Source organism: Viridibacterium curvum, assembly GCF_039544165.1.
GTDB lineage: Bacteria > Pseudomonadota > Gammaproteobacteria > Burkholderiales > Rhodocyclaceae > Viridibacterium > Viridibacterium curvum.
Genome location: NZ_BAABLD010000008.1, coordinates 853769 through 876044 on the forward strand (window position 1 = coordinate 853769; position 22276 = coordinate 876044).

Genomic DNA, 22276 nt, shown 5'->3' on the forward strand with positions numbered 1-22276 from the left:
CTCAGCCCGCACGGTGCTGCGCTACCCGCTGTGCGACAGAAACGCTGAAGATGCCCCACTCATCGCTGAGCGTCTGCAGCTTGCTGAAGCCGGCGGCCTCGACCAGTTGATCCATCTCGGCCTGCACGCGACGACGCATCACCCAGGGCTTGCCATCGCGATGGCTGGACAGCACGCGGGCGATGAACTCCAGCTGTGGATGCCAGGGCTGGCCGGTGTAGACGAGGTAGCCGCCTTCGGGCACCGCATCGGCGAGCCCGGCGAGCGATTCGCGCAGCAGCGCGTTGTCGGGGAAGAGTTCGTAGAGGCCCGACACCACCGCTACCGTGGGGCGCGGCGTGAGGCTGGAGAGCGAGGCGCGCTCGAAAGCGTTACCGGCTACGAAGCGCGCGATACCCTGCATGCCCTTGGCGGCGATCAGTGCATTGCCCTTCTCGACATTGAGCGGGCTGTAGTCGCGCAACAGCACCGAGTCCGGTTGCTGCGGCAACTGCGCGATACCTTCGAGGATGTAGCGACCGTGGCCGGCAGCGATGTCCAGCACATGCACCGGCTGGCCTGCCGCACGCAGCTGGCCGATGGCCCACTGCAGCAACTGCTCCACGTGCAGCTTGCGCTGGCGGATGCCGCGCCAGCCGATGGCATCGAGGTAGTTGCGGTCGAACAGGCGACCGAGCAGCGAGACGCCGCGTGCCTCGTTGCGATACACATAGTCCAGCGTGCTGCCCGAATCGAAACCGGTTTCCAGCCCCAGGCGTACGCCCTCGGACAGGCGCCCCAGGGTCGCCATCGACAGACGCGAGATGGCGAAGGCCCAGCGCTTCGGGTTGAACACGGACAGCGGTTGCTCAAGGCGCTTGTACTCGTCGTAGCTGTAGCCACTCTTGTGCGCGTCGAGCAGGGCCGGGCGCTGCGGCGCTTCGGCAAAGCGCGCCAGCAGGAAGCTGCGCAGCTTGGCCAGCGCGAGGTGACGGTCCTTCTCGCCCAGCGTGTCGTGGAAGAAGCCGTCCAGCACATGGCGTTCCTTGATGCGGCTGCCCAGCCCGTCGAAGAACGCATGCTGCGGGCCGTGGTGCACCACCCAGTCAGCGCCGGATATCAGCAACTGCGTGGGCACATGGATCGCTCCGGCATCGGACACCACGCGCTCCGCCGCCTGATAGAGCGCCAGCAGGATGTTCACCGAGATCGGCCGCGTGATCAGCGGATCGCTGTCGTAGGACGCGATGCGTGCCGGGTCATGCGTGAGGAACTTCGCCTTCACGTAGGAATTGACGAAGAAGTTGCCACGCAGCTTGTGCATCAAAGCCAGCCCCGGCACGGCAAGCGGCACGTAGAGCTTGACCTTGAAGGCAGGCGAGGCGAGTGACATGCAGCGGATGTCGGGCGCGTAGTCATGCACCCAGGTGCTGACCAGCACGGCGCCTACGCTCTGCGCGATGACGCCAACATCCGACAGCGCCACGCCACTCTGCGCGGCCGCGAAGCGCACGAACTCATCCACATCACGCACCGAGCGACCGAAACTCGGGCTGAAGCCGCGCACACCGGGCGAGCGGCCATGGCCACGTGCATCCCAGGCGTAGAAGGCGAAGTCCGGCAGGTCGAGTTCATCGACCACGTGGGCCATGCGTCCGGAATGCTCGTGACCGCGGTGGAAGATCACGATCACACCGCGCGGCTTGTCGCTCTGCGCGGGCCAGTGGCGGTAGAAAAGCTGCTCGCCATCACTCGTCGAAAACTGCGCTTCCATCACCTGACGACTCATGCATGCTCCATGGCACAGCTGTGCCGGTTGATTGATATGGGAGAAATTACGACTGCGCCTCCTGCAGGCCACGCTGCACGCGACGCCAGATGGTCAGGCCGCACAGCATGCTCATGAGGGGGAAAACGAAGGCATGCCAGCCTTGCACGGGCAGACCGAGGCCGATGGCCAGCGCCAGCGCGCCGATCACGAAGGCGCGGTCGCTCTTGCCGAAGGGGCCGTCATATCGCCGCGATGCGCCGACCATGAGGCCGACGACGCCCGTCATCTCGACGACGATGGACAGGGCGATGAACACCCCCACCCACAACGGCGCAAAGTGCGGCAGAAAGGCGAAGGGCAGGTACAGGCAAGCGTCCGAAATCACATCGGTGAGCTCGTTGAGATAGGCCCCGAGCTTTGATTTCTGGCCGAACTCGCGCGCCAGCATGCCGTCGACCGCGTTGAAGGCCATGCGCAGGAACATCCACAGCGGCAGCCACAGGTACAGCACGGGCTGCGGCTGCAGGCACAGCCAGATGCCGAGGGCGACGGACACCAGGCAGGCGATCAGGGTGACCTGGTTGGCGGTGACGCCGACGGCGTGTAGCCGACGGACGATGGGGCGCAACAGCGCCTGAAACTTCGGCTTGAGTGCATAGATGCTCATGTGGCCCGCAGTTTCCCTGAGTGCCCCGGGGTAAGCAAGGGACATAAGGGCAGACGACGCGTTGCAGGCTACAGCCGGAAAACGAACAGCCGGGCGAGCCCGGCTGTTCGTGACGGCACAAGTACGAAGTTCAGGCTGCCACAGCTTCAGGCGCCGGTGTGCGGATCAGGTAGTCGAACGCCGACAGTGCGGCTTTCGCGCCATCGCCGGTGGCGATGATGATCTGCTTGTACGGCACCGTCGTCACGTCGCCGGCGGCGAAGACGCCGGGCAGGTTGGTCTGGCCCTTGGCGTCAACGATGATCTCGCCATGCTTCGACAGCTCCAGCGTGCCCTTGAGCCACTCGGTATTGGGCACCAGACCGATCTGCACGAATACGCCTTCGAGCTCGATGTGCCTGGAGGTGTTGCTGCTGCGATCCGTGAAGGTGATGCCGTTGAGCTTGTTGCCATCGCCCGTCAGCTCCGTCGTCTGCGCCATGGTGTGGACCGTGACGTTGGGCAGGCTCTTCAACTTGGCTTGCAGCACCGCGTCGGCGCGCAGTTGCTCGCCGAACTCCAGCAGGGTGACGTGCTCGACGATGCCGGCCAGATCGATGGCGGCCTCGACGCCCGAGTTGCCGCCACCGATAACGGCGACGCGCTTGCCCTTGAACAGGGGGCCGTCGCAGTGCGGGCAGTAGGCCACGCCCTTGTTGCGGTACTCCTGCTCACCGGGCACGTTCACGTTGCGCCAGCGGGCACCCGTCGAGATGATCACGCTGCGGCTTTTCAGCACGCCGCCATTCTCCAGTTCGATCTGCACCAGACCGCCCGGCTCTTCGGCGTGGATCAGGCGCTTGGCGCGCTGCAGGTTCATGATGTCGACGTCGTAGGCGCGCACGTGGGCTTCGAGCGCAGCGGCGAACTTGGGCCCTTCGGTTTCCATGACGGAGACGAAGTTCTCGATGGCCAGCGTGTCATTGACCTGACCGCCGAAACGCTCGGCCGCCACACCCGTGCGGATGCCCTTGCGTGCGGCATACACGGCCGCTGCCGCGCCAGCCGGGCCACCGCCCACGATCAGCACGTCATAGGGTTCGCGGGCCGAGAGCTTGGCCGCATCGCGCGCGGCGGCGCCGGTGTCGAGCTTGGCGAGCAGTTCTTCGACCGTGACACGACCCGAGTTGAAGGACTTGCCGTTGAGCCACACGGCGGGCACAGCCATGATCTCGCGCTGCGTCACTTCGTCCTGGAACAGGCCGCCGTCGATGATGACCGTCTTCACCTTCGGGTTGTAGATCGACATGAGCGTCAGCGCCTGCACCACGTCCGGGCAGTTGTGGCAGGTGAGCGACATGTAGACCTCGAAATTGAAGTCACCGTCGAGCGCGCGGATCTGGTCGAGCACGCCGTCTTCGACCTTGGGCGGATGGCCACCTGTCCACAGCAGCGCCAGCACCAGCGAGGTGAACTCGTGGCCCATGGGGATCGCGGCGAACGTGAGGCTGGTATCGCTACCGATGCGCTTGAGCGCGAACGAGGGCTTGCGCGCGGCCTGGCCATCGGTGCGCAGCGTGATCTTGTCGCACAGCGCGGCAACCTCCTGCAGCAACTCGTGCATCTCGCGCGCCGAGTCCGAGTCATCCAGCGAAGCGATGATCTCGAAGGGCTGCGTCACACGTTGCAGGTAACCCGCGAGTTGTTCTTTCAGATTGGCGTCGAGCATGGTGCGTTCCTTTCTTGCTGCTGAACCGGCTTCTCTGCCGGTATCCGGTGAGGTGACACGGGATCTCGTTGAAAGCGTCCGTCGGCGAGTCAGGGATCAGCCCTCTCCCCCAGCCCCTCCCCCGCGTGCGGGGGAGGGGAGCGGGAAGCGGCTGTGCCGTGCGTAAAGCCGGGGCACTTTCAGCGAAACCCCGAAGGGCTCGCTGTTGGGGCTGGGGTGCTGCTTTTTGTCTTTTTTAAAATGACTCAGGCAATGCCAGAGACCGTAGCGAGCGGGTGGAGGTCGAAGGGAGGCGCGCAGACGTACGTGTTGTACGTCGAGCACCGCAGCTTCGAGATCCGCCCGCGCAGTAGGTCTATGGCGTTGACTTAGATTTTGCCGACCAGATCGATGCTGGGCGTCAGGGTCTTGGCACCTTCGTTCCACTTGGCCGGGCACACCTGGCCGGGGTTGGCGGCGGTGTATTGGGCGGCCTTCAGCTTGCGCAGGGTTTCCTTGACGTCACGGGCGATCTCGTTGGAGTGCACTTCAGCCGTCTTGATCACCAGGTCGGGGTTGATCACGAAGGTGCCGCGCAGCGACAGGCCTTCTTCAGGGATGTGCACGCCGAAAGCGTTGGTCAGGGCATGCGTCGGATCGCCAACCAGGGGGAACTTGGCCTTGCCCACGGCGGGCGAGGTTTCGTGCCACACCTTGTGCGAGAAGTGGGTGTCGGTCGTGACGATGTACACCTCTGCGCCGGCCTTCTGGAACTCGGCATAGTTGTCGGCGGCGTCTTCGATCTCGGTCGGGCAGTTGAAGGTGAAGGCGGCCGGCATGAAGATCAGCACGGACCACTTGCCCTTGAGGCTTTCATCGGACACTTCGACGAACTTGCCGTTGTGGAAAGCTTGCGTCTTGAACGGCTGGACTTGCGTGTTGATGAGGGACATTTCACTGCTCCTTGTGGTGGGTAGAAGAACAAAGTGGGTGCATCTTAAAGCCGGCCGATAAATAGCTCTAATTGATTGTCGGCATGTTACGAATTGACTAAGCCTATCGTTCGACCAAGCTGGCGGGATGCAGCGGACTATCAGTCTGGGCGATCCGGCCACATATTGCTGCTCCGCAAAAGCCGGTCGGATAGCCGGGTTTACGGGTTAGCATTCTGCCTGCGGCAGATCTGCTGCCCTGCAATACCCCCATCTGGGTGCATTCCACCCGTTTCCAACCTCCCCAATCCGAGAGAGAACAAAGATGAGCACAGTTACCCTGGGCGGCAACGCCATCGACGTGGCCGGCACTTTCCCCAAGGCCGGTGACACCGCTGCCGAATTCAAGCTGGTGGGCGGCGACCTCGCCGACTACGGCCTGGCCAGCTTCGCCGGTCAGCGCAAGGTCCTGAACATTGTCCCAAGCCTCGACACCCCCGTCTGCGCCACCTCGACGCGCAAGTTCAACGAAGAGGCATCCAGCCTCGCCAACACCACCGTGCTGGTCATCTCGGCTGACCTGCCCTTCGCTGCCAAGCGCTTCTGCGAAGTCGAAGGCCTCGCCAACGTGAAGACCCTGTCGACCTTCCGCGACAGCGGCTTCAAGAAGGCCTACGGCGTGGACATCACCAGCAGCGTGCTGGCTGGCCTGACCGCCCGTGCCGTCGTCGTCGTCGACGAAAACAACAAGGTGCTGCACGCCGAGCTGGTGCCCGAGATCAAGCAGGAGCCGGACTACGCTGCTGCCCTCGCAGTGCTCAAGTAAGAAGAGCCCGGCAGGACGAGACGGCCGCGCAAGCGGCCGTTTTGCTTTGTGAGCGTCGGGACACTAGCCGTCATTCCCGCCGGCTCTGCAACTGGCGCACCAACCCGAAGCGCCCCTCTCCCGCAAGCGGGAGAGGGGTTGGGGGAGAGGGTTGGCGGGAATCCAGCGTCGTTCGGGCAGGTTCAAAAGTCACTGGATTCCCGCCTTCGCGGGGATGACGGGATAGGCGGACGTTGTCACAAAACCCCGACCTGCCGCGTCTAGCGTCTTTCTCCGGCAGACTCCGCCCATGCAAGCCTCCCCCGCTGACACCTTCACCGCCCTGCGCCCGCGCTTGTTCGCCATCGCCTACCGCATGCTCGGCACGCGCGCCGATGCCGATGATGTGCTGCAGGACGCCTGGCTGCGCTGGCAGGCGGCGGACCAGACCGCCCTGCAATCGGCCGAAGCCTGGCTGGTAACCGTCACGACACGCCTCGCCATCGATCGCCTGCGCGCCGCTCGCTCCGAGCGAGAGGCCTACGTCGGCTTCTGGCTGCCCGAGCCGCTGGTGGAGCTCGACGAGCGCACGCCCGAGGCCGCCGTCGAGATGGCCAGCGAGCTCTCGGTGGCCCTGCTGTGGGTGCTCGAACGCCTCGCGCCCGAAGAACGCGCCGCCTTCCTGCTGCGCCAGGTGTTCGACTACGACTACGCCGAGATCGCCGAACTGCTGGGCAAGAGCGAAGCTGCCTGCCGGCAGATGGTGCATCGGGCGGCTGAACGCGTGCGGCAGGAATGCCCGCGCTTCGAAGTCACGCCCGACCAGCACCGCGACGTGCTCGCCCGCTTCATGCATGCGGCGCGTAGTGGCGAGCGTACGGCGATTCGTGCGCTGATGGCGGATGACGTGCAGTTCATCGGCGACGGCGGCGGCAAGATGCCCTCGTTCGGCAAGATCCTGCGCGGCGCCGAACGCATCGCCAATCTCTACTGGGCCGTGTGGCGGCGACTCGGTGCCGTGGTGCGCTACCAGACCGTCAGCATCAACGGCGAACCGGGCCTGCTGCGTTTCATCGACGGCCAGCTCGAATCTGCGCAGAGCTTCGTCACCGACGGCGAGCGCATCGTCGCCATCTATTCGCTGCGCAATCCGGACAAGCTGGCACGGATTGCGACGGAGGTCTGAAGCTATGCACAGCGCGATCCCTCGATGACTCGTCATTCCCGCGAAGGCGGGAATCCAGCGTCGTTCGAGCCGGGTGAAAAGTCACTGGGTTCCCGCCTTCGCGGGAACGACGACGCATTTTGAGATTTCGGAGCCCCGCCTGTCACAATCCCTCCAGTCGAAGCGTCTTGTGATCAGACGGCGCCGCATCGTGCGGCCCGCTTTTCACCAAGGACGTCTCATGACACACACAACTCCCCGCCTGCAGCACACCCAGCTCGCTCCCAAAGCCTTCCAGCACATGCTCGACCTCACCGCCACGGTCAAATCGGGTGCACTCGGCGCGCGTCTCGTCGATCTGGTCTGGCTGCGCTGCTCGCAGATCAACGGCTGCGGCTTCTGCATGGACATGCACTGGCAAGACCTCGTGCGTGCCGAGGTGCAGCCGCGCCACATCAACGCCGTCGCCGGTTGGCGCGAAGCCCCCTTCTTCAGCGAGCGAGAGCGCGCCGCTTTTCACTGGGCCGAGCTTGTCACCAGCATCCCGCAGCGCGATCCCGACGACGAAGCCTTCGCACAGCTCAGCAAACACTTCAGCGAAGTCGAAATCGCCGAACTGGGCTTTGCCATCGCCACCATCAACGCCTGGAACCTGATGAACGTCAGCTTCCGCAAACCCATCCCGGCCAGTGTCTAAGGTCTGCGGTTTCCCGCTTTGCCCCAGCCCAGCGCACTCGCCGCCGCGCTGTGGTGCAGGGCCCATGCGGCCTGCCAGCCAATCCGGCTGGCCTGCAATGGGCTACTGCGCGCCAAGCCGCACGGGCTGGGCCTCTGCTATTTTGCATACAAAATGGCACACGGTATGCGTACACAAAACCGAAACAACCTGGCTGGAGCGAACCCGACATGCGCCAACTGCTCATCATCAACCCCAATACCTCGCTGACGGTCACCCAGCTGCTGCAGACACGCGTGCAGACCATGCTGGGCGACGGGGTAACGGTACATACGGCGACGGCCCGCTTCGGCGCGCCCTACATTGCCTGCGAAGCGAGCTACGCGGTGGCCGCGCATGCCGCGCTGGATGCCTGGGCGGCCTGGCTGGATCAGGCGGCCGCAGCCGATGAACCCGACGCCGTCATGCTCGGGTGCTTTGGCGACCCCGGCCTCGAAGCCCTGCGCCAGGGCTCACCCGTGCCCGTCAGCAGTCTGGCCGAGGCAGCGTTCGAGGAGGCCACCCGCCATGGCCGTTTTGCCATCGTCACCGGCGGCGAACGCTGGAAGCCCATGCTGCAACGTCTCGCCAGCGCGCAGGGCTACACGCAGCTGGCGGGCATCCAGACCGTGCAGCCCAGCGGTGCGCAGCTGGCGGCCGACCCCGAATGGGCGCGCAAGCTGCTGCGTGAAGCCTGCCGCACGGCCGCGCGCGATTACTCGGCCGATGCCGTGATCCTTGGCGGTGCCGGCCTCGCCGGTGTGGCCGCCACCCTGCAGGACGAACTCGACGTGCCCCTCATCGACAGCGTCGACGCCGGCGTGCGCCACGTCGTCGCCCGCGTCGCCGACCAGGCGGGTCAACCGCGCCGTGCACCCGGTTTCGACTTGCCCTGGCTCAACGTCTCGCCCGAGCTCGGGAAACTGGGCATCGCGGGCCATTGATGCCGCCTCCCGCCGGGCCTCAGTCCCCTAGTACCCCGGCCTGCCGCAGCTGCGCAAGGATTTCCGCATGCAGTGGAACCCCGTTGCGCAGGTTGCGCGCGGCTTCTTCCCAGCCACGTTCGCCGGGGAACAGGAACGCCTCGCGCGAGCTCGCATCCTGCCGCAGGTAGTCGAGATAGCGCTCGACGCGCGCGCCGAAGTCCTCCGCACCAAAGGCCGCGATATCCAGCGCGATGAACAGCTTGCTGGCGTCCGTCTCCACCGCGCCGCCACTGCCCGTTACGTCGGTGCAGAACAGCCCACCGCCCAGCGCAGCGGTCATGAACTCCATCATCAGCGCCAGCCCCGCGCCCTTGTGCCCGCCCATGGGCGACACCGCCCCACCGAGAATTGCCTTCGCGTCCGTCGTCGGCTGGCCCTGCGCATCCACGCCCCATCCCGCAGGCAGCGGCTTGCCTTCGCGCAGGAAGGTCGCCACCTTGCCCACGGCGGCCTGACTCATCGCCATGTCCAGCACCACCGGGTTCTCGCCCGCTGCGCGCGGCACGCCGATGGCGATGGGGTTGTTGCCGATCACCGCCGAGGTCGCGCCCCAGGCCGCCATGGTGCGGATCGCATTGGTCGTGCAGAAACCGATGCAGCCGGCCTGTGCCGCCCGCAGCGCATAGGCATGCGCGCGCCCCCAGTGTGTGGTGCGCGTCGCCAGGCAAACACCCACGCCGAACTGGCGCGCGCGCTCGACGGCTTTCTCCATAGCCATGGCTGCGATGTAACGCCCGGGCCCGTTGTCCGCATCCAGCACGCTGATCGCACCGAACTCGCGCAGCACGCGTACGTTCGGCTGCGTCTTCGCACGGCCCTCATCAAAACCCCGCAACAGGGCCGGCAACATGCGCACCCCATGCGAAGGCGTGCCGTGCAGATCGGCCTCGGCCATGATCTGCGCTTCGATCCGCGCGACCTCGGCAGGCAGGCCGTGCGCTTCCATCGCGGCTTGCACGGCAGCGCAGAGTTGGTCGTAAGGGATGCGCAGGGTGTCGGTGGTCGTCGTCATGAGCGTCGCAGTGTGAGGCTGAGCGCAGATTCTAGTTCAGGGGGTCTGCATGCACTGTGCGTCGCTGCAATCCCCGCATTTCACCGACAATGACGCAATGCGCCCTGCCCCTTACCGTACCCCTGAGCAATCCGCCCAGGCTTTCCTGACACCACGCCGTTCGACGCGCGCTGCCGCGCCCTTCCTGCCCGAAGCGCGAACCGTTGTCGTTGACGGGCCCGTCGGCAAGCTCGTTGGCCGTCTGGTCGGTGAAGGACCTTGCGTGCTGCTGCTGCATCGCTGGGAAGGCGCCGCCAGCGAGCTGGGCAACTTTGTGCCGCCCCTGCTCGCGGCGGGCTTCAGTGTGTTGGCGCTGGACCTGCCTGCACATGGCGCGTCAGAGGGCGAACAGGTCTCCATCCCCATGGCCGCGAAGGCGCTGCTCATGCTGCAAGACGAGTTGGGTCCGCAGCATCGCTTCCACGCGGGGATCGGTCATTCGCTCGGTGCTGCCGTGCTGATCCACGCCATGGCGCTGGGCTGCCGCATTGACCGCGCCGCCCTGCTCGCCGCGCCAGCCCATGCCGAGGACTACGTGCGCGACTACTGTCTGCGTGATGGGCTGGACGACGCGCAGACCGAACAGATGCTCGACATCCTGCGAGACGAACACGGTGTCGACATCCGCGCCATCTCCATGCCCGTGCACGCCACCAGGCTGTCACAGCCCGCGCTGTTTGTGCATGCCGACGACGACCGCGTGATTCCGCATGCTGCCAGCGTGCTGACGGCGAGTCACTGGCGTGGCGCAGAGTTGATGACGGTGCAGGGCCTCGGCCACGCCCGTTTGTTGCGTGACCCCGGCGTGGTGGCGCGCGTCACGGCTTTTGTCAGCGCCACCACTGATTGAGGAGACGACCATGTGCCGCAACATCCGAACCCTCTTCAATTTTGAACCGCCCGCAACCGAAGCCGAAATCCACGACGCGGCGCTGCAGTTCGTGCGCAAGCTCAGCGGCTTCAGCAAGCCTTCACAGGCCAATGCGGCGGTGTTCGAGCAGGCGGTGGAAGAGGTCACGCTGGCCGCGCGTGCACTCATCGCCGGCATGGTGACGACGGCGCAGCCGCGCTATCGCGAGGTGGAGGCGGCAAAGGCCAGGGAGCGCTCGGCGGCGCGCTTCGCCCGCCCACACAAGGCCGGGTGACCGAACCCTTCGGGCAAATCCAGCCGGCCCGTATGTACTTACAGGCAGAACCACGGCGCGCTCGCCGGGGGAGGCGATGATGTCGGGTAGAACGCGTTTGCATTGCAAGCGCATGCACCTTGCGGAGATCGTCGATGCTTTCCTATGCCCAGCTCAACAACATCACCGATACGGCGCAGCGCACGCGCACCATAAGCGGCTTGCAGCGTTTGCGCGCGGCCTTGGCGACGGCGCTGCCGGTGCGCACCATGGCCGATACGCTGATGCTGGCGACCTGGAACATCCGTGAGCTCGATTCGGGCAAATACGGTTTCCGCTCCGACGAGGCCTATTTCTACATCGCCGAGATCCTCAGCCGCTTCGACCTCATCGCGATCCAGGAGCTGCGTGACGGCCTCTATCCCCTGCAGCGGCTGCGTGCCTTGCTGGGTAGCTCGTGGGACTTCGTCGTCACCGACGTGACGCTGGGTACGGCGGGCAATGCGGAGCGCATGGCCTACCTGTTCGACAAGCGCAAGATCAGCTTCAGCGGGCTGGCGGCCGAACTGGTGTTGCCGCCCAACAGCGCGGATGCCGAGGGCATCGTGCAGTGGGCGCGCTCGCCCTATGTGGCGGGCTTCCAGGCGGGTTGGGCGCATTTCTCGCTCGTCACCACCCACATCTACTATGGCGACGACACCGCCATCGAGCCGCGCCGTCTCGCCGAGATCACAACGCTCGCCAAAACCATCGCGAAGTACGCCGGCAAGTTCTCCAGCGCGCCGCAGGCCGCGCCGGGTGACAAGCCGACGGACAGCGATCTGCTGTTGCTGGGCGACTTCAACATCTTCAATCGCGAAGACGTCACCCTGCAGGCCATCACCAAGGCGGGATTCGTGGTGCCCGAAGCGCTGCAGAACGTGCCCGGCAGCAACGTGGCGCGCGACAAGCACTATGACCAGATTGCCCACCTCGGCCAGCTGCGTCGCCTCAAGCCGACCGGGCATGCAGGGGTTTTCGATTACTACGAACACGTCTACCGCAAGGAGGACGCCGAGGCTTACGCAGCCGAGCGTGCCAGCAAGCCGGGGCGCAGCTTCAACGAATGGCGCACCTATCGCATGAGCGATCACCTGCCGATGTGGATCGAGTTCGGCCTGGACAACGAATTTCCTGCCTGACCGGGCGCGTCACGCGTCAGCCATTCGCGCCACGATGATCTGCTTCGACGACGTCGACCCAAACGGGGCGCCGTCGTAGTCACCCGACTTGCGCTCGATCACAAAGCCCATTGCGGCGATCAGTGCATCGAGCTCCTGCGGGAAGAACAGGCGCATGCGCAGCGTGTCCGTCGCGGCTTCGGCTTGAGCGCCTATCGTGTAGAACCACTGCACCGTGTCGATCTGCGTTGCGGGCTCGTAGTGATGCTCTTCGTGCAGCAACACTTCCTGCTGCAGATACGGGTCGAGATAGCGCAGGATCGGCCGTCGCTGCTCGGGATGATTGCCCAGAAACTGCAGGCTGGGCTGAAAGGTGTCGATCACGAGGCGCGAGTCCGGCGCCATGTGGGCACGGGCGCAGTCGAAGAATCGGCGCTGGTCGGTCAGCGTGTGCAGGTGGTTGAGTGAGTTGTAGCTGAGGATCAGCAGCCTGAATGTGCGCTGGCAATCGAAGGCGCGCAGGTCAGCTTGACGGAAGGTGACAGGCAAGCCGAGCTGCGCCGCCTTAACCCCGCCCTGCTCCAGCAGGCGACTCGACAGATCGACGCCTTCGACTTCGTAACCCTCGGCGGCCAGTGCGAGTGCCACGCGCCCGGTGCCGCAGGCAAGATCCAGCACCGGTCCGCCGAACTCCGCAGCCAGCGCACGGTACATCGGCAGATCGGCCGGCGCCGTCATCTGGGCGAGCAGGTCGTAGGCCGTCGCGTCCCGGTAGATGGCGGGCAGCGCCGCCTGAGCATGCCGCAGGGCGTCGATATTGGTCATGGCTACGTACTTTCCGCCAGCCAGTCCTGCGCGGACTGCTCTATGCTCACAAGGACTCTCCCTGTCTGCCGGACGCCGCCATGATTGATCACCTCGACCATCTCGTACTCACCACCACCGACCTCGATGCCACCGTGCAGTTCTACACCGGGGTGCTGGGCATGCGGCTGGAGACTTTTGGCAACGGGCGTTTCGCACTGAAGTTCGGCGCGCAGAAGATCAACCTGCATGTGCGCGGCGGCGAATTCGAGCCCAAGGCCCACCTGCCGGTGCCGGGTGCGCTGGATCTGTGCTTCATCGCGTCGATTCCGCTTGATGCGGTGATCGCGCGTGTCAAAGAGTCGGGCTGGCCCATCATTGAAGGGCCGGTGTTGCGCACGGGCGCCACGTCGAAAATCCGCTCGATCTATCTGCGCGACCCCGATCTCAACCTCATCGAGATTTCGGAACCCGTGCCCGAAAGCTGAAGCGCACACGCTGCACCCCTCAGTCGCGCGCCCGCAGCCCCTGCAGGGCATAGCGCGGAAAGCTGACGAACTGCTCGACCACGATGCGGCTGAAAAAGTCCGCAGCGCCATCGAAGGGCACCGGCGGATTCTGCTCGCGACGATGCCCGATGCCCTGCGCGAGGAATGCGAACAGCATCAGCCCGAAGCCGATGCCCAGCGACAGGAGTGAGAACGTGATGAGGGCCCGTAACAGCATGGCTGCGCCCAACCAGAACAGCGGCACCGTCAGCACATGGATGACGAGGTTCACGCGGTCCTGGTGATTGGCGGGATAGCCGGCAAACTGCCAGCGCAACAGGTCGGGGCGGATCGGCATGAGGGCTCCGGGCGGGTTTGGCTAAGCCCGCAGTCTGCCACGCTCTGACGCCGGGCTGCGACTCAGTGTCGCCGGTTGCCGTGATGCCGCACCACGCGGCGTTGCGGCTTCTTGTCGGGCTTGTGGTGACTGGCCTTGCTGCCGTTCTGCGCGGCGAGCATGCGGTCGACGCGTTCCGAGGTTTCGCGCGCAATCGCAACCGCCGCCTCCGCATCGGGGAAGAAGTCGGGTAGCCGGTAGCCCAGCCAGGCGTAGGCCGAGTATTTCTTGCACGCGTCTTCGGCGGCCTGCAGCGGGTACTTCGCGCGCTCGAAGGATTCGAGGTCATGGCTGAGGTAGTTGGGCCGGTTGTTGGCGACGTTGCGCGCCCAGTTGTGCCAGGCATCGCTCAACATGGACACGCGCATCGAGATCGGCACCAGCGAAAAGGTGAAGCGCTGCGTGAGCGTGAGGCGCAGGGTGTCGAGCCAGCGGGCGCGTTCGATCTGTTCGCTGAAGTCGCCGGGCAGGAAGAAGTCGTCTGACAGGTCGATGTTGCGCGAAAAGAGTTCGAGCAGCTTGCCGAGCTGGTTCTCGTTGGTGGCGCTGGCGATCTGCTGCAGCTGGTCGAGCGAGGGGGTGACGAAGAAGCCGCGCGTGGGCAGGGCGTCGGGGCGGATCTTGAGCAGGCGGGCGATGGTGCGATGGGTGGCGTCATCGAATCCGGCCACAAAGCCCGCCTCGTGCATGCCGTAGCGACCGGCGCGACCGGCGATCTGGTGCGTGAGCCACACCGGCAACTGGTCCTGCGAGATGCCGTCGTACTTGTCGGCGGTGGTGAACACCACGCGGCGAATCGGCAGGTTGAGGCCCATGCCGATGGCGTCGGTGGCCACAACGATGTCGGCCTCGCCCTCGCGGAAGCGTTGCGCCTGCGTGCGGCGCACCTCGGGCGAGAGGTTGCCGTAGATGGCGGCGACCTTGTGACCCACGCGTGCAATCTGTGCGGCCCACTCCAGCACGTCGCGGCGCGAGAAGGCGATCACCGCATCACCACGTTGCAAACGATTGAGCCCGCCGATGGCTTGCGGGGCGACTTCGAGTGGCGACTTGCGCTGCAGGGTGACGACTTCCAGCGCACAGTCGAGGCGCTGCGCCAGTGCTTCGATGGCGGCACGGGCCGACACCGAACCGAGCAGGAACACGGTGTCGGCCGGCACGCCGCAGACGGCGGCGGTCCACGCGGCACCGCGCTCCAGGTCTTCGAGCATCTGGATCTCGTCGATCACGGCCACCTCGACGCGGCGGTGGATGTCGAGCATCTCGATGGTGCTGGCCACGTGCGTCGCGCCTTCGGTGATGCGGCGTTCCTCGCCGGTGACGAGGCTGACGGCCACGCCCTGCTCGCTGAGGCGCTCGTAGTTCTCCAGCGCCAGCAGACGCAGCGGGGCGAGGTAGACGCCATTCTTCGCACGCGCCAGTGACTCCATGGCGCGGTGCGTTTTGCCCGAGTTGGTGGGGCCGAGAATCGCCACGAAGCGGCGGCGCAGCCCGGCCGCCAGCGTGAAGGATTCGGGATAGCGCGCCAGCGGCACGGTGCGCAGCGCAACGTCGCGCTGGCTCTCTTCGCGCTTGTGGATGATGGCGTCGGCAAGCCGGTCTTCGACGATCTGGCAGCGCCGGCTGGCGAGCTCGCGGCCGCTCTGCAGCGCACCCAGGAAGCGCGCCGGCTCCAGCCCGGCCTTGAAGGCGCGGCGCTCGACGGTGAGGATCAGCGATTGCAGCTGCGTGTGCAGGGCGTCCAGCACATCGGCGTTGAGGCGTTCCTGCACGAGGGCGAGGCGCTGTTCTGCGGTGAGGCGCCGCCACTTGGCCACACGCGCCAGCACGCCCTGGTCGGGCACGAGGCGGAACGGCACGGACAGGTTCTCATCGAGCTCGCCGCGCAGCTCGCCAGCCACTTCGATGGCGATGCTTTCGTGGGTGTGGATGAAGCGCGCGCCGAAGCGGCCGAGGTAGGCGGCGATCTGCTCGTCGGGGCGCGCGACTTCAGCGATTGGCTCGGCGCCGGTGTTGTCGAGGGGGTCGTAGGGCGTGTTCGCAGTAGGCAAGGGATTCTGCCGGGTCAGGCTGGCGTCATTGCAAGGCCGGGGATGCGCATCATGACAGACGGGCTCACACTGTGCGCTGTCGCCGCTGCTACGGAAACCCGCCATGAGCCAGATCGAACAACGCCTCGCGGCCCTCGGCCTCGAATTACCGACGCCGCCCGTGCCCATCGCCAACTTCGTGCCCTGGACGCAGCAGGGCAGCATGGTGTTCCTCGCCGGTCAGGTCTGCGAGTGGAACGGCAGCGTGCCTTATGTCGGCAAGCTGGGCCGCGACTTCGTGCTTGACGAGGGCGTGCGGGCTGCCCGCCTGTGCGCGCTCAACCTGCTGGCCTGCCTCAAGCTGGCCTGTGATGGAGACCTTGATCGGGTGCGGCGTTGCGTGCGCGTCGGTGGCTTCGTCAATTGCGCGCCCGAGTACGAGTTCGTCCCGGCCGTCATCAACGGCGCGTCGGATCTCTTCGTCGCCGTGCTCGGTGACGCGGGTCGCCATGCGCGCACGGCGGTGGGTGTGGCCTCGCTGCCGCGCTGTGCGGCGGTCGAGGCGGATGCGATTTTCGAGATTGGCTGAAGTCGCGACGCTGGGTCGGGCTCAACCCAGTTCACCTACAACGTTGCCGTAGATCCGCCTCTCGAACTCCTCGCCCTCTTCACCGGGCCGGTCAATGCCCATCTTGTCGTCACCCCAGTGCACCAGCTCGTGCAGCAGGGTGACTACGGCGAAATGCACGCTCCCTTTGCGGAAACTGTTGCGCAGATCCATGCCGCTCTCGTAGTCCTGCACCAGCTTCTGTGAGATGCGGATTTCATTGGATTGAGCACCCGAGGTGAACTCGCCATAAGCGCCCAGGTTGGCAACAACGGCAATATCGGGGCCATCGTTCCAGCTGAGCGCCCGCACCAGCGCGGCATTGTCCAGGCCGCCGATTTCGCGCATCGCCAGCGCAATTTCGGTGTCTGCTGCGTACTTGGGCAGATCATTTTTTACGCAGCGGGTGAAGTTCGGATACAGCGTCATGTCAGTGTTTTTCATTCTCATGATTTCTCTCCTTTCAAACGTACCGGATCAGCCTGCATCAGGGCTGAAGCCAGATTCATTCTGGTGAGGGAAAACACGGGACGCGACACGTCTACACGGGCACGGTTGCGCCGGATTGGCGCGTTCCGGATCTGTGACAATAAATTACCCGGATGAAATCTTGACGGACTGATTTTATCCGGGTTTAATGCGGTCTTTGGCATAATTCATCCGGGTAAAACCATGTCCTATACCGCTTTCGCGGCCCAGTCCCGCGTTGCCAGCGGCTCGCTGGTCGAGGTGGTCACTGCCCTCAAGGCCCTGTCGCCAGAACGTGCAACGCTGGTCTTCGACGACTCGACCGGGCACTGCGTCGAGCTGGATTTGCGCGGCACGCTGGCCGAGGCACTGGCGCGCCTGCCGGCCGACGCGACCCCGCCCGCCAAAGCCGGCCCGGGGCGGCCCAAGCTGGGCGTGGTGCCGCGCGAGGTGACCTTGCTGCCGCGTCACTGGGACTGGCTGGCCAGCCAGCCGGGCGGCGCGTCGGTGGCGCTGCGCAAGCTGGTCGAGGCCGCCAGCCGTGCAAACCGGGCCTGTGATGCCGCACGCCTCGCGCTGGAGGCCTGCCACAACTTCCTCGCTACCATGGCGGGCAACCTGCCTGGCTTTGAGGACGCGACGCGCGCCCTGTTCGCCGGCAACTTCAACGCGGTGCCAGCGTTCATGCAGGACTGGCCCGCCGATATCCGCGCGCATGCCCGGCACCTGCTGCACGAGGCGCAGAACGCAGCCTATGAGGCACGAGAAGACTGATGAAAAAGAAAGGCCCGTCGAAAGAAGAAACCGATCTGCTGCCACCTTTCCCGGTACTGACGCTGGCGCAGATCGTGGTGCCGGTCAGCGCGGCCGAATTCGAAGCCGCGCGTGACGAGATTCTGTCTGCCGGCGTGGCGGGTTTCGATACCGAGGCGCGGCCCACCTTCCACGTCGGCCAGGTCAGCGACGGGCCGCACGTGGTGCAGTTCGCCATTGCGGGCAAGGCCTTCATCTTCCAGACGCATCGCGCCGAAGGCCACGACAGCCTGATCGCTCTGCTGCAATCGCGCGAGCTGCTCAAGGCCGGCTTCGGCCTGCAGTCCGACCGTGGCCAGATCAAGGCGAAACTGGGCGTGCACCCGCAGTCCCTGCTCGACCTCGACAGCGTGTTCCGCAAGGACGGTTACAGCGGCGACATGGGCGTGCGCGCTGCCATCGGTCTCGTGCTGGGGCAGCGCTTCCACAAGTCCAAGAAGGTGACGACGTCGAACTGGTCGTTGCGTGAGCTCTCGGCACAGCAACTGCTCTATGCGGCCAACGATGCGTATGCGGCATTTGCCGTTTACGAGGGGCTGCGTACGACGCGGCCGGAGCTGCTCAAGGCCTAGTCAGACTCCGTCATTCCCGCGAAGGCACACTGCTGTCCGGGAGCCTTCAGGCCTTGTCGCCATGCCAATCGCACCCGAAGCAAGGTCGTTCGTAGGTGCGGTTTCAACCGCACAATCCCACGCCGCAAACCGCGTGACACCTCTGCTGAGCATGTCGGCGGATTGAAATCCGCCCTGCCCTGGCGCCCGTGCCTCTCGTTTGCGAAGCCTCCAAATTTCGCAACCTTGAGTCTCGACGGCCACACATTGCCTCCGTGCCCAGCTCGGCAAGGCACTTCGATGCCGGGAGAGATTTTCCCCGGACAGCAGTGCGCGCAGAGGGAATCCAGTGTCACTACCCATATCGAAAGTCGCTGGATTCCCGCCTGCGCGAGAATGACAAGCCTGACCGAATGGCCTGGGTCCTATTTGAAGAAGTCACTCGGCGACACACCAAACTGGCGCTTGAACATGGTGGCAAACGCTGTCGGGCTGGCGTAGCCGAGCTGCAGCGCAACGTCGATGACGCGCGTACCCGCCGCGAGCTGTTCCAGCGCCGTGAGCAGGCGTGCCTGCTGGCGCCATTGGCCGAAACTCATGCCGGTCTCGCGCAGGAACAGACGGTGGATGGTCTTGGGATCGACGCCCAGCTGCGTCGCCCAGTCACGCAGGGTGCGCGTGTCGTCGGGCTGCGCCACGATGGTCTCGCAGATGGCCTGCAGGCGCGCATCGCGCGGGTTGGGCAGGGCAAGAGGTAGCGACTCCATCATCGACAGCTCGTCGAGCAGCAGCTGCGCCACGCGGTCGGCGCGCGAACCCTGCACGTAGGGCGGGGGCAGCTCGATGGCGGCGAGGATCAGCTCGCGCAGCAGGGGCGAGACGCGCAGCACGCGGCAGGCCTGTTGCAGGTCGGGCAGCAACTCGGGGCGGATGAAGGCAGTACGCATGCGCACTTCGCCGACCATGCGTATCCAGTGCGGCGTGTCGGTCGGCATCAGCAGGCCCCGCGTGGGCGGCACGATCCACTGGCCCTGCTCGGTGCCCACCACCATCACGCCACGCACGGCGTGGATCAGCTGGATGTGCGGATGGCTGTGGCGACCGGTTTCCTCGCTGGGCAGGTAGTCAGCGGCGAGTGCGGTGACCGGCATGTCGCTGCGGTCCAGGCCGTGCAGCCTGGGGATGACGACGCGTTTGGCAGATTCGGTTGATGGGCTGGGTGTCATGGCAACGGGGTTGTGTGGGTACTTCAAGGCCTCTTCCCAACCCGTCCACGGTTGGCTTTGCACAGCCAACCGGCTGCAGAGGCGACGAGCAGGGCTCGTCGAATTCCCTCTTACGCCCCTTGTCAGGGGAGGAGGCGCACGGGCCGAACTGGTTAGGGTCCTCCCCTGACAAGGGGCGGTCGGGAGGGGTTGCCTTTGGGCTGGCGCGCCATTTTCGCGAAGCTTGATGCCGCATTCTCGCAGGACGGGCGTCATCTGCGCCACTAGCATTGCCCCTGTCATCCCCCGACTACGCTGTCCACCATGCAGACCCGCTCCACACAAACCGCCCCGGCCAGCCCCGCTGCCCCCCGAACGCACTACCGTGTGCTTGGCGCCATCAGCTTCGCGCACCTGCTCAACGACATGATCCAGTCGTTGATCCTTGCGATCTATCCGCTGCTCAAGGAGAACTTCTCGCTGAGCTTCGTGCAGATCGGCCTGATCACGCTGACCTACCAGATCACGGCCTCACTGCTGCAGCCCGTCGTGGGGCACTACACCGACCGTTACCCCAAGCCTTTCTCGCTCGTCGTGGGTATGGGCAGCACGTTGTGCGGCCTCTTGCTGCTGGGCTTGGCGGGTGACTTCCACACGGTGCTGATCGCGTCAGTCCTGGTCGGCACGGGCTCGTCGGTGTTTCACCCGGAGTCCTCGCGCATCGCACGCCTCGCCTCGGGCGGCCAGCATGGTCTCGCGCAATCGATTTTCCAGGTCGGCGGCAATACGGGTTCGGCCATCGGCCCACTGCTGGCGGCGTGGTTCGTCATGCCGCACGGCCAGCGCAGCCTCAGCTGGTTCGGCCTTGCCGCGTTGCTGGCCATGTTCGTGCTGTGGCAGATCGGTCTCTGGTACCGCCACCAGCACCTCGCGCCACGTCTCAAGCGCGCGGCCGAAGCGCCTGTGCCGCTGCCGCGAAACCTCGTCGTGCGTGGCATTGCCATCCTGCTGGTACTGGTGTTCTCCAAGTACTTCTACATGGCGAGCATCAGCAGCTACTACACCTTCTACTTGATGCACCGCTTTGCGCTGGGTGTGCAGGCCGCGCAGATGTACCTGTTCGTGTTCATGTTTGCCGTCGCCGCCGGCACCCTGCTGGGCGGACCCATCGGCGACCGCATTGGTCGCAAGCGCGTGATCTGGATTTCCATTCTCGGCGTCGCGCCCTTCACGCTGATGCTGCCTTACGTGGGCCTCGCAGCGACGGGCGTGCTCAGCTTCATCATCGGCTTCGTGTTGGCTTCGGCCTTCTCGGCCATCATCGTCTATGCGCAGGAACTCGTGCCCGGCAAGGTCGGCACCGTGTCTGGTCTGTTCTTCGGCTTCGCCTTCGGCATGGGCGGCATCGGCGCAGCGGTGCTGGGTGTGCTGGCCGACAGCCATGGCATCGCGTTTGTCTACCAGCTGTGTGCCTGGCTGCCGCTGCTGGGCGCGCTCACCGCTTTTCTGCCAGACGCTGACGCCGCCAGGGCGTGTTCACATTCACCCAGCGGATTGCGTTGAAACGCGGGGCTTGCCAGACAAGGCGTGCGACGCGGTGCAGGGTCTCAGTTGGCAACATCGCCCTGCACAAGGAGCACAACGCAGGATGGCGAGCCCCGCGCTTCAATCCTCCGGGCGGGCACTGAATTCGCCACAACACTGCGTTGCAGCGCCTCATCAGGCTCAGTTGGCAACATCGACCCTGTCAGCGTCGCTGCGCCTTGTTCTGTGCCGAATTCAGTGCCCGCGCAACCGTCGGGTGAATGTGAACACCCCTAGAGCGAGTAACCCAGGATAAGCGCCACACCGGCGTTGCCCGCTGGGCTGTTGAACGACTCGCGCAGCATTCTCGACATGGGAATGTTGAACCCGTCGGCCTGGAACCAGCGCTTGTAGATCGCGCCCATCGCTGGCGAGGCGTAAAGCTTGCGCAGACCGGCGTTAACGAGCTTCCGGAATTCCGGATCGTCCTTGGGCAACATGATGCTGTTCGGCTCGACCGACAGGGACTCTTTGGTCATCACGAGTTCATTGGCTTGCGCCGATTGGATGCGCATGGTTTCGAGCACGACATCGATCTGGGCGAAGCCCTGCACCTGGCCTGACTCAAGCGCCTTGAAAGCTTCCTGGTTGCTGGCAAATGTCACCAGCCGCATCTGTTGCAACATGCTGTCGCGCAGTTGCGGAAACAGCTTTTCAGCCGTTGTGCCTTTGGTGATGGCGATGATTTTTCCGTTCAGCGAAGACAGGTCCGTGATGCCCGCCGATCTGCGCGACAGCACTTGCTGACCACTGATGAACAACGCGTAGCTGAAGTCCGCATCTTTCTGCCGCGACTCCGTGTTCACCGTGATGCCGCATTCCATGTCGATCTCGCGGCTCTTGATCTTGGCCATGCGCGAAGTCGAGTTGACCGGCACGTAGTTCACCGTCAGCTCACGCAACTTCAGATCTTTCTTCACGTGCTCGATCGCACCATTGCAGATCTCTACCGAGTACCCGGTTGGCACTTTGCTGCCCTCGGGGAACCAGGAAAACGGCTTGGTCGCCTCGCGGATACCCACCTCAAGCGGTTTTCCCGCCTTCAACTTGTCGATGACCGAAGCACTTTGCGCCTGCCCCGTCGAAGCGTGGATCGACAAAGCGAGAACAACAACGCAGTACTGGAAGGCGCGGGGAAAAACGATAGGCATGGCAAGCGAACTCTGTGCGTGGCGGATGAGTCAGAACGCCCCCAAGACTACGGGTTTGATCTCTGCACACAATGGAAGACACAGAAAACGCTACGGGTTTACCGCAATGCCGCAAATGGCTGTGCGCTTGACAACG

The 22276-nt window shown here is 64.9% G+C and carries 23 protein-coding genes; 12 read left to right on the forward strand and 11 right to left on the reverse strand.

What is annotated here, in order from left to right; genetic code table 11:
* Window position 1: 1 nt before the first annotated feature.
* The 4 genes from ABEA02_RS11735 to ahpC form a co-directional block, all read right to left on the reverse strand.
* The gene (locus ABEA02_RS11735) at window positions 2–1768 is read right to left on the reverse strand and encodes a bifunctional alpha/beta hydrolase/class I SAM-dependent methyltransferase (protein WP_345533143.1); all 1767 of its coding nucleotides are present in this window, start codon (window positions 1766–1768) and stop codon (window positions 2–4) included.
* Between the two features lie 46 nt (window positions 1769–1814).
* On the reverse strand, window positions 1815–2417 hold the full coding sequence (locus ABEA02_RS11740) for a CDP-alcohol phosphatidyltransferase family protein (RefSeq protein WP_345533144.1): 603 nt from the start codon (window positions 2415–2417) through the stop codon (window positions 1815–1817).
* A gap of 130 nt (window positions 2418–2547) precedes the next feature.
* On the reverse strand, window positions 2548–4125 hold the full coding sequence (ahpF, locus tag ABEA02_RS11745) for an alkyl hydroperoxide reductase subunit F (protein ID WP_345533145.1): 1578 nt from the start codon (window positions 4123–4125) through the stop codon (window positions 2548–2550).
* Between the two features lie 368 nt (window positions 4126–4493).
* On the reverse strand, window positions 4494–5057 hold the full coding sequence (gene ahpC, locus ABEA02_RS11750) for an alkyl hydroperoxide reductase subunit C (RefSeq protein WP_345533146.1): 564 nt from the start codon (window positions 5055–5057) through the stop codon (window positions 4494–4496).
* A 304-nt stretch (window positions 5058–5361) separates the two neighbouring features.
* Between ahpC and tpx the strand changes: the two genes are divergently transcribed.
* From tpx to ABEA02_RS11770, 4 genes are all read left to right on the forward strand, one after another.
* Window positions 5362–5862: a thiol peroxidase gene (tpx, locus tag ABEA02_RS11755; RefSeq protein WP_345533147.1), complete on the forward strand. Its 501-nt coding sequence runs from the start codon at window positions 5362–5364 to the stop codon at window positions 5860–5862.
* 289 nt (window positions 5863–6151) lie between these two features.
* On the forward strand, window positions 6152–7027 hold the full coding sequence (locus ABEA02_RS11760) for an RNA polymerase sigma-70 factor (protein WP_345533148.1): 876 nt from the start codon (window positions 6152–6154) through the stop codon (window positions 7025–7027).
* A gap of 220 nt (window positions 7028–7247) precedes the next feature.
* Window positions 7248–7703, forward strand: coding sequence for a carboxymuconolactone decarboxylase family protein (locus tag ABEA02_RS11765; protein ID WP_345533150.1), 456 nt, complete (start codon window positions 7248–7250; stop codon window positions 7701–7703).
* Between the two features lie 209 nt (window positions 7704–7912).
* Window positions 7913–8665: an aspartate/glutamate racemase family protein gene (locus ABEA02_RS11770; protein ID WP_345533151.1), complete on the forward strand. Its 753-nt coding sequence runs from the start codon at window positions 7913–7915 to the stop codon at window positions 8663–8665.
* A gap of 19 nt (window positions 8666–8684) precedes the next feature.
* Here the strand turns inward: ABEA02_RS11770 and ABEA02_RS11775 are convergent, their stop codons facing one another.
* A complete protein-coding gene (locus tag ABEA02_RS11775; protein WP_345533152.1) occupies window positions 8685–9719 on the reverse strand; it encodes an Ldh family oxidoreductase in 1035 nt (344 codons plus the stop codon).
* A gap of 97 nt (window positions 9720–9816) precedes the next feature.
* Here ABEA02_RS11775 and ABEA02_RS11780 point away from each other — a divergent pair, with 97 nt between their 5' ends.
* The 3 genes from ABEA02_RS11780 (at window position 9817) to ABEA02_RS11790 (ending at window position 12063) form a co-directional block, all read left to right on the forward strand.
* Window positions 9817–10608, forward strand: a complete 792-nt coding sequence (locus ABEA02_RS11780; protein ID WP_345533153.1) for an alpha/beta fold hydrolase — start codon at window positions 9817–9819, stop codon at window positions 10606–10608.
* Window positions 10609–10618: 10 nt separating this feature from the next.
* The gene (locus tag ABEA02_RS11785; RefSeq protein WP_345533154.1) at window positions 10619–10903 is read left to right on the forward strand and encodes a DUF2277 domain-containing protein; all 285 of its coding nucleotides are present in this window, start codon (window positions 10619–10621) and stop codon (window positions 10901–10903) included.
* A gap of 134 nt (window positions 10904–11037) precedes the next feature.
* Window positions 11038–12063, forward strand: coding sequence for an endonuclease/exonuclease/phosphatase family protein (locus tag ABEA02_RS11790; RefSeq protein WP_345533155.1), 1026 nt, complete (start codon window positions 11038–11040; stop codon window positions 12061–12063).
* 9 nt (window positions 12064–12072) lie between these two features.
* On the opposite strand, the gene ABEA02_RS11795 is transcribed toward ABEA02_RS11790, so the two are convergent.
* Window positions 12073–12867 (reverse strand): class I SAM-dependent DNA methyltransferase, encoded by a 795-nt coding sequence (locus ABEA02_RS11795; RefSeq protein ID WP_345533156.1) that lies wholly within the window; start codon window positions 12865–12867, stop codon window positions 12073–12075.
* 80 nt (window positions 12868–12947) lie between these two features.
* Here ABEA02_RS11795 and ABEA02_RS11800 point away from each other — a divergent pair, with 80 nt between their 5' ends.
* On the forward strand, window positions 12948–13334 hold the full coding sequence (locus ABEA02_RS11800) for a VOC family protein (protein WP_345533157.1): 387 nt from the start codon (window positions 12948–12950) through the stop codon (window positions 13332–13334).
* Window positions 13335–13353: 19 nt separating this feature from the next.
* Here the strand turns inward: ABEA02_RS11800 and ABEA02_RS11805 are convergent, their stop codons facing one another.
* On the reverse strand, window positions 13354–13692 hold the full coding sequence (locus ABEA02_RS11805; protein WP_345533158.1) for a hypothetical protein: 339 nt from the start codon (window positions 13690–13692) through the stop codon (window positions 13354–13356).
* A 62-nt stretch (window positions 13693–13754) separates the two neighbouring features.
* A complete protein-coding gene (locus tag ABEA02_RS11810) occupies window positions 13755–15782 on the reverse strand; it encodes a helicase-related protein (protein WP_345533159.1) in 2028 nt (675 codons plus the stop codon).
* A gap of 103 nt (window positions 15783–15885) precedes the next feature.
* Here ABEA02_RS11810 and ABEA02_RS11815 point away from each other — a divergent pair, with 103 nt between their 5' ends.
* Entirely contained in the window at window positions 15886–16350 is a 465-nt protein-coding gene (locus tag ABEA02_RS11815) for a RidA family protein (RefSeq protein WP_345533160.1), read from the forward strand.
* Between the two features lie 21 nt (window positions 16351–16371).
* On the opposite strand, the gene ABEA02_RS11820 is transcribed toward ABEA02_RS11815, so the two are convergent.
* Window positions 16372–16818 (reverse strand): hypothetical protein, encoded by a 447-nt coding sequence (locus ABEA02_RS11820; protein WP_345533162.1) that lies wholly within the window; start codon window positions 16816–16818, stop codon window positions 16372–16374.
* Between the two features lie 222 nt (window positions 16819–17040).
* Between ABEA02_RS11820 and ABEA02_RS11825 the strand changes: the two genes are divergently transcribed.
* Together ABEA02_RS11825 and ABEA02_RS11830 are read left to right on the forward strand one after the other, a co-directional pair.
* On the forward strand, window positions 17041–17610 hold the full coding sequence (locus ABEA02_RS11825; RefSeq protein WP_345533164.1) for a DUF2239 family protein: 570 nt from the start codon (window positions 17041–17043) through the stop codon (window positions 17608–17610).
* On the forward strand, window positions 17610–18221 hold the full coding sequence (locus tag ABEA02_RS11830; RefSeq protein ID WP_345533165.1) for a 3'-5' exonuclease: 612 nt from the start codon (window positions 17610–17612) through the stop codon (window positions 18219–18221). Before ABEA02_RS11825 ends, ABEA02_RS11830 begins: the two co-directional genes overlap by 1 nt.
* 404 nt (window positions 18222–18625) lie before the next feature.
* Here the strand turns inward: ABEA02_RS11830 and ABEA02_RS11835 are convergent, their stop codons facing one another.
* Window positions 18626–19453 carry an AraC family transcriptional regulator gene (locus ABEA02_RS11835; RefSeq protein WP_345533166.1) on the reverse strand — a complete coding sequence of 276 codons (828 nt, stop codon included), beginning with the start codon at window positions 19451–19453 and terminating at the stop codon, window positions 18626–18628.
* A gap of 276 nt (window positions 19454–19729) precedes the next feature.
* On the opposite strand from ABEA02_RS11835, the gene ABEA02_RS11840 reads away from it, so the two are divergent.
* Window positions 19730–20968, forward strand: a complete 1239-nt coding sequence (locus tag ABEA02_RS11840) for an MFS transporter (RefSeq protein ID WP_345533167.1) — start codon at window positions 19730–19732, stop codon at window positions 20966–20968.
* Between the two features lie 254 nt (window positions 20969–21222).
* Here the strand turns inward: ABEA02_RS11840 and ABEA02_RS11845 are convergent, their stop codons facing one another.
* On the reverse strand, window positions 21223–22140 hold the full coding sequence (locus ABEA02_RS11845) for an amino acid ABC transporter substrate-binding protein (protein WP_345533168.1): 918 nt from the start codon (window positions 22138–22140) through the stop codon (window positions 21223–21225).
* Window positions 22141–22276 lie beyond the last annotated feature (136 nt).